We start from the raw sequence: 6,788 nt of genomic DNA on the forward strand, positions 1-6,788 counted from the left end.
GCGCCCGTGGAACTGCTCACCTCAGCGGTCAGTGCCCTCGTCTTCGCCGCCGCCGCCCTGCGTACCAGCTGGCGGCTGGCCCTGATCACGTTCGCCGCCGCCCCGCTGATCTGGCTCGGCGCCCGGGTGTTCGGCACCCTGATGCGCACCGCGACCCGCGCGGAACGCGACAGCAACGGACGGCTCGCCTCCCTCCTGGAGGAGAGCCTCGCCAACATGCCCCTCGTACAGGCCTACAGCCGCCAGCAGGCGGAGCACGCCAAGGTGCATCGCGAGGGACGGAACTGGATGCGGGCCGGGCTGCGGCAGATCCGGCTGTCCTCGGTGTACGGCCCGCTCGGTGAACTGCTGGAGACGGTCAGCGTGCTGACCGTCATCGGAGCCGGTGCCTGGCAGATCTCCGTACACCACCTGAGCACCGGCGGACTCCTCGCCTTCGCCGCCTACCTCGGCTATCTCCACCCGCGCCTGCAGGAACTCGGTGAACTGGTCGTCGGCGCGTCCTCGGCAACCGCCGCCTGCGAACGCCTCGTCGAGGTCCTGCACACCGGCCCCCCGGCCGGGCCGACGACCACGACCGCGGCCTCGTCCGGTCCCGCCGTCCCGCCCGCGCCCGTCCGCGGAGCGATCACCTTCGAGGACGTCGGGTTCGCCTATCCCGGCGGGCGGCGTCCCGTACTCGACCGGGTCCACCTGGAGGTGCCGGCCGGTCTGCTGGTCGCGGTGACCGGGCCGAGCGGCGCGGGCAAGTCCACCCTGGCCGCCCTGCTGCTGCGTTTCCTCGAACCCACCCGCGGCCGCATCCTGCTCGACGGCCAGGACATCGCCGCGCTCCCGGTCGACGAGGTGCGCGGCCACATCACCCTGCTGCCCCAGGACAGCATGCTCTTCGACGGGACGGTCCGCGAGAACATCCGCTACGGCAGGCCGGACGCCACCGACGCGCAGGTACGCGCCGCCGCCGTGGCCGCCGACGCCCATGACTTCGTGACGGCGCTTCCCGACGGCTACGACTCCCCCGTCGGCAGACGCGGCAACGCGCTCTCCGGCGGCCAGCGGCGCCGTGTCGCACTGGCCCGCGCCATGGTGAGGGCCACCCCCGTCCTGGTCCTGGACGAGCCCACCACAGGCCTCGACGACTCCGCCACCGCCCGCATCATGGGCCCGCTGCGCCGGCTCACCGCGGGCCGCACCACTTTCCTCATCACCCACGACCTGCGGCTGATCGCCCAGGCCGACCTCGTCCTCCACCTCGCCGACGGCACCGCCACCGGGACGGCTCCGGGCGGCGACCGCTGGGCAACGGCGACGGGTCCGCTCCCGGCCGCGGCGCCCCGGTCCGCGGGCCCGCCCGGAGCCGGAACTCTTCGAGCGGAGGGTTAGGAGGGCGACGTCGGTTCCGTGCCGGACTGCTCGTTCACCAGGTACTGGGCGTACCAGTCCGGCCAGTCGGGGTCCTCCGCGCCCGTGCGGGCCTCGTGTTCGCCGTGGGCCGCCGCGGCCCGGCGCAGGGCGCCGGCCAGGTCCGCGGCCGAGGCGAACGAGGTGGTCGCGGGGTCCAGCCGTCCCGGGAGCCTGGTGGTGATCTCCTGGAGGAGCCAGCCGTTGCCGTCCGGGGCGCTGAACGACAGGAAGGAGCCGTAGCTGCCGCGCTGCGGGTCCGGTCCGGACACCCGGGCGTCGGTGCCGGCGTGGTGGAAGACGCCACCCGCGTCGTGGAACACCTCGCTCGGGTCGGCGCCACCCCGCGCCAGTTCCTTGTGGGCGGCCTCGATGTCGGAGACGATCAGGTGGAGGCCGCGGGCCGAGCCCGGGGCCTGCTCCGTGACCGCCGTGCCGAAGATGACCGACGCCGGGGAGCCCGGAGGGGTCACCTGGACCACGCGGAAGTCACGGTCGGGGGCCACGTCCGCGTCCAGCCGCCACCCCAGTGCCGTGTAGAAGTCCTTGGCCCGGTCGACGTCGGACACCGGGACCACGACGACTTCGAGTTTCATGTCCATTGTTCGTGCCTCCCGTGGGACCCGTCAGCGGGCGACGAGTTGCTGGCCGCCGTCGATGTCGTAGGTCGCTCCGGTGAGGGCGCCGTTGACCATGAGGTGCAGGGCGAGGGCGGCGACGTCCGCCGGTCCGACCACCCGCCCGATGGGCAGCGTCCTGCGCAACTCCTCACGCCGTGCGTCCAGTTCGTCCCCGAGGAGGGCCGCCGACAGCGGTGTGTCGACGAACCCGGCCGCGATGAGGTTGACCCGGACCGGGGCGACCTCCAGCGCCAGGTTGGCGGTCAGGGCCGGCAGCGCCGCGGTGAGGGCGCCCGTCACGGCCATGCCGGCCGCGGGCCGCCGCCCGCCGGTGCCGCCGACGAACAGCAGTGTCCCTCCGGCCCTGACCTTCCGGCGGCTCGCCCGCGCCACCGCCAGCATCATCGCGAGCCGGCCGCCGAAGTCCTGGCCGGCCGCGGTCAGGTCCAGCTCGTCGAGAGGGGTGTACGAGGGGCTGCCCGCCGTGACCAGGACGTGGTCGACCCGGTCCGGCAGCTCCCCGAGGAAGCGCTCCAGCCGCTCGGTGTCGCGGGCGTCGAACACGGCTGTGCCGAGCGGGTTCAGCTCGTCCGCGGCTTGTTTCAGGCGTTCGGCATCGCGTGCCACGAGGACCACCTCGCCGCCGCTCGCGCGCACCTGCCGAGCGGTCTCCAGGCCCATTCCGGCGCTGCCGCCCACCACCACGACCGTCTGCCCGGCGAGGGCGCCGTGCGCGCTGCCGGTTCCCGCCTCGGTCCCGCTCACTGGAGGTCACCCGCCGTTCGCGTCGGACTCGCTGTCGGCCACCCGGGGGGGAATTCGCTGCTGGGACGCGCGGCCCGCCGCCCCGGGACGGCCGGCGCCCAGGCCGTTGCCGCGGGCGGCCGGCTCCGGAAACCCAGTCTGTCACCCACCCGGGCCAACGGCATCCGGGGCCGGTACGGGCGGCGTCACCGTCCCAGGCGCGGCTTCTCGGCGAGCGGTGACTCCCGCACGGAGGCGCCGTACAGCTGCTTCGACGTGGTGATCAGCTCGCGCTGCTCCGCGCGTGAACCGACCATGGGGCGCGACCCGTTGAGCGGGACCTGCGCGCTCTCGGGCAGGAACCGCACCGTCACCAGACCGATGGCACCGGCCAGCATCAGGTAGTAGGCGGGCATCAGATCGTCGCCGGTGACGTTGACCAGCGCCTCCGTCACCAGGGGTGTGGTGCCGCCGAAGGCCGCCACCGCGATGTTGAAGCCGATGCCCATCGCGGCGTAGCGGACGGCCGTCGGGAAGAGGGCGGGCAGGGTGGCGGCGCTCGGCGCGGCGAAGCACGCCAGCAGGGTCGAGAGGATCAGTACGCCGAGGATGGGCGGCCAGGTGCCGTCGGCCCTGATGAGCAGGAAGGACGGCACCGCGAGCACGATCATGGCGGCCGCGGAGACACCGTAGACGGGGCGGCGTCCGATCCGGTCGCTGAGCCGTCCGACGAAGGTGATCAGTACGACGATCCAGACCATGCCGATCAGCACCAGCACGTCGGCCGAACCGCTGGACCGGTGCAGGGTCTCCGTCTGGTACGTCGGCAGGAACCCGGTGACCATGTAGTTGGTGACGTTGTACAGCAGCACCAGGCCCATGCAGATCAGCAGCGGCCGCCAGTACCGCGTCACGATGCCCTTCAGCTCGCTGCCCGCCGACTCCTGGGCGAGGCTCTTCTCGTGTTCGTCCAGTTGCTGCTGGAAGGCCGGGGACTCCTCCAGCTTGAGCCGCATGTAGAGGCCGATCACCCCCAGGGGGCCGGCGATCAGGAACGGCAGTCGCCAGCCCCAGGTGAGCATCTGGTGGTCGGTGAGGAGCAGGTTCAACACGGTGACCAGGGCCGATCCGAGGGCGTAGCCGACGAACGTGCCGAAGTCGAGCCAGCTGGAGAGGAAGCCGCGCCGCCGGTCGGGTGAGTACTCCGCGACGAACGTGGTCGCGCCACCGTACTCGCCGCCGGTGGAGAAGCCCTGCACCATCCGGGCGAGAAGCAGCAGGACCGGGGCGGCGATGCCGATCGTGGCGTAGCTGGGGATGAGCCCGATGGCGAAGGTCCCGAGGGCCATCATGATCATGGTGGTGGCGAGCACCTTCTGCCGTCCGAGGCGGTCGCCGAGCGGGCCGAAGACGAGTCCGCCGAGGGGCCGTACGACGAAGGCGGCGGCGAAGGTGGCGAACGAGGAGATGACCTGGGCGCCGGGGGACGCACCGGGGAAGAAGACCTTGCCGATGGTGGCGGCGAGGTAGCTGTAGACGCCGAAGTCGAACCATTCCATGCAGTTGCCGAGCGCCGACGCGCCGACGGCGCGCCGCAGCAGCGGTGGCTCGACGATCTGTACGTCGTCGGTGCGGAACGCCCGCCTGTTCCGGCGGAGCCTGCGCAGGAGCTCGTCGCGGACCTGGCCGGGCAGTTCGGCGACCGGCCGCGGTGTCCGCGCCGGGCGGCGTTCGGGGACCTCGTCGGGTAGCGCCTCGTTCACGCTGCCTCCCACGTTCGGGAACTTCCGCGCTCTTCCACGCTCAGAAGTTTCGCTGGAGCGAATTCCGTGACAGGTGTGAACACCCGGCACGAGACTCTGCTGCCCCGGAAAGGTGAGGCCATTCGTGCGGCCTGTGCGGCTGCAATACCGGGGTTCCCGGGTCAGGCCTGGGCGGCGGGCTCCAGCGCCTCCACCGCCGCGGCTGCCGCGGACGAGTCCTGGCCGTAGAAGATGTCGATGTCGACTTCCTCGCCGCCCATGGTCAGCGTGTCCCACGCGCCGCTCAGGACGAGCATGCGGAGCGTGACGGGCTGGAGGGTGCCGAGGCGTTCGAGGATCGCCTCGTCGTCCGGCATGCCCGCGAGGCGGGGAGCGAGCCGGTCACGGATGGCCCGCATGCGTTCCAGCAGCGTCCTGGTGTCGGCCTCTCGGTCGGGTTCCCCGGGGACCCCGTCGATGCCGTGGCCGATGATGTCCTTGATCGCCCACGTGACGCCCTGGTCGTCGGTGGTGACCATCGCCTTCCAGGCCCGGCTCTTGTGCCGGTACTGGAGCATGGACATCGCCGCCTCGTGCCGCAGGAAGTCCGCGTCCCGGAACGGCCGTCCGCTCCAGGCGCTGTTGAGGGAGCGGGCCAGCGAGACGGCCGAGCCGAGACCGCTGTTGAGGCCGCGGCCCGGCCAGAAGTGGATCGCGTTGGCCGCGTCGCCGAGCAGGAAACCGTACGTACCGGGCGAGTTGGTGGTCGGTGGCAGCAACTCGGCGGAGAAGCGCGGGCGTTGCACCATGTCCAGTCGGAAGCTGGTGACCGCGGTCAGGTCCTCGGACTCGACGCCGAACAACAGCAGCCCCTCGCGCACCCGCCGCCACAGCGGCGAACCCTTCACCAGCGCGGGCAGGAAGAGCGTGCCGTGGGTCGAGCACTGGAAGTCGCCGTACTCGTCACGGTCCATCAGGCACGGGCGGGAGGCGATGCACTCCTCGAAGACGCGGCGGACCGGGTCGAGTCCGATGACCTCCGCGGCCTCGGCGTCGGTGAGCCGCATGTTGAGGAAGCCCTCGCCGCGCAGCGAGTTGAGCAGGAAGCGGTTCTGGGCGACGGTGAGGAGGACCGCCATGGGGTCGGGCAGGCCCGACTTCACCCGCAGGCCGAGGACCACGTCCTGGAGGTGGCGGCCGTCGAGGGAGTAGATCGACTCGTCGGCCTTGCCGAACCGGGCCGCGAAGTGGTCCCGGGTGCGGGACCGGCCGCCGTCGCAGATCGCCAGCACATGCTGGGCGGCCAGGGCCTCCTGCTCCGCCGCCGCGTCGAAGCGGGCGGGTACGAGCCGTATCCGGTCCCGCTTCTCGTTCGCCAGTTCGAGCAGCCGGTCCTCGATGTAGGCGATGCGCATGTTCCGCGGGTGGTGGTCGCCGACCGAGTCCGGGCCGGAGGGCCACATCTCCGTGTAGTGCTCCGGGTCGAAGAGCCGGGCCCGGACCTCCTCCGGCCAGGCCAGGTACTGCCGGCTCTGTACGGTCACCACCTGCTGGCGCCTGATGTTGCCCTCGTCCTGGCTTTTCCAGGTCACGGTCCGGCCCCGCTTGCGCCACCGGCCGTCGTAGACGGTGATCTGCGCCTGGGGTCCGAGGAAGTGCTCCAGCAGGAGGGCGAGGGACAGGCCGACGGGTCCCCCGCCGGCGACGGTGACCCTCAGAACGGGCCCGTGCTCGCTCTCCTTCGGGCCGTGCGTCACCGAGCGGGGCAGGGAGAGTGCCATGAGCGTCTGCATGGCGTCGGCGACCTCGAAACGGAACTCCTGGTCCCCCAGGGTGATCACGTCCCCGGGCTGCAGCAGCCGGGACTCCACCTCCGCGCCGTTGACCAGGGTGCCGTTGCTGCTTTCCAGGTCACGCAGTACGTAGCCCTTGTCCTCGTCGAAGACGATCTCCGCGTGGAAGCGGGAGACGCTGAGGCTGGGGATGACGACGGTGTTCTCGGAGTTGCGTCCGAAGGTGACGCGGGTGTCCAGGACCGGGATGCGCTCGCCCGCCAGCAGACCTTCGAGTCCGACCAGCACCGGTGCCACGGCACTCCCCCTCGCCATCCGCCCGTTAGGGGGGAGCATAGTTGCCCGGCCAGGAATTTCCAGAGCGCTCCTGGCTCCAATCTCCTTTGGAGAGGCGTTAATTGGCGGGTATCCGACCGGCGGGGAGCCGGCCGGCGCCGCGCGGACCGGTGGGCCGGGCGGGGGGCGCCCCGCCCCCCGGCGCGGTGGGC

The 6,788-nt window shown here is 71.9% G+C and carries 5 protein-coding genes; 1 reads left to right on the forward strand and 4 read right to left on the reverse strand.

Annotation, left to right across the window (positions count from 1 at the left end):
• Window positions 1-1,383, forward strand: a 1,383-nt coding sequence (locus ABZ646_RS36815) for an ABC transporter ATP-binding protein (protein ID WP_360529083.1), incomplete at its 5' end; no start/stop codon positions are given.
• On the opposite strand, the gene ABZ646_RS36820 is transcribed toward ABZ646_RS36815, so the two are convergent.
• The 4 genes from ABZ646_RS36820 to ABZ646_RS36835 form a co-directional block, all read right to left on the reverse strand.
• The gene (locus tag ABZ646_RS36820) at window positions 1,380-1,997 is read right to left on the reverse strand and encodes a VOC family protein (protein WP_360529086.1); all 618 of its coding nucleotides are present in this window, start codon (window positions 1,995-1,997) and stop codon (window positions 1,380-1,382) included. The genes ABZ646_RS36815 and ABZ646_RS36820 overlap by 4 nt on opposite strands.
• A 30-nt stretch (window positions 1,998-2,027) precedes the next feature.
• Window positions 2,028-2,786, reverse strand: coding sequence for an SDR family oxidoreductase (locus tag ABZ646_RS36825; protein WP_360529089.1), 759 nt, complete (start codon window positions 2,784-2,786; stop codon window positions 2,028-2,030).
• Between the two features lie 185 nt (window positions 2,787-2,971).
• Window positions 2,972-4,528, reverse strand: coding sequence for an MFS transporter (locus tag ABZ646_RS36830; protein ID WP_360529092.1), 1,557 nt, complete (start codon window positions 4,526-4,528; stop codon window positions 2,972-2,974).
• 161 nt (window positions 4,529-4,689) lie between these two features.
• A complete protein-coding gene (locus tag ABZ646_RS36835; protein ID WP_360529095.1) occupies window positions 4,690-6,597 on the reverse strand; it encodes an FHA domain-containing protein in 1,908 nt (635 codons plus the stop codon).
• Window positions 6,598-6,788 lie beyond the last annotated feature (191 nt).

This window comes from Streptomyces sp. NPDC007162 (assembly GCF_040634175.1).
Taxonomy (GTDB): Bacteria; Actinomycetota; Actinomycetes; order Streptomycetales; family Streptomycetaceae; genus Streptomyces.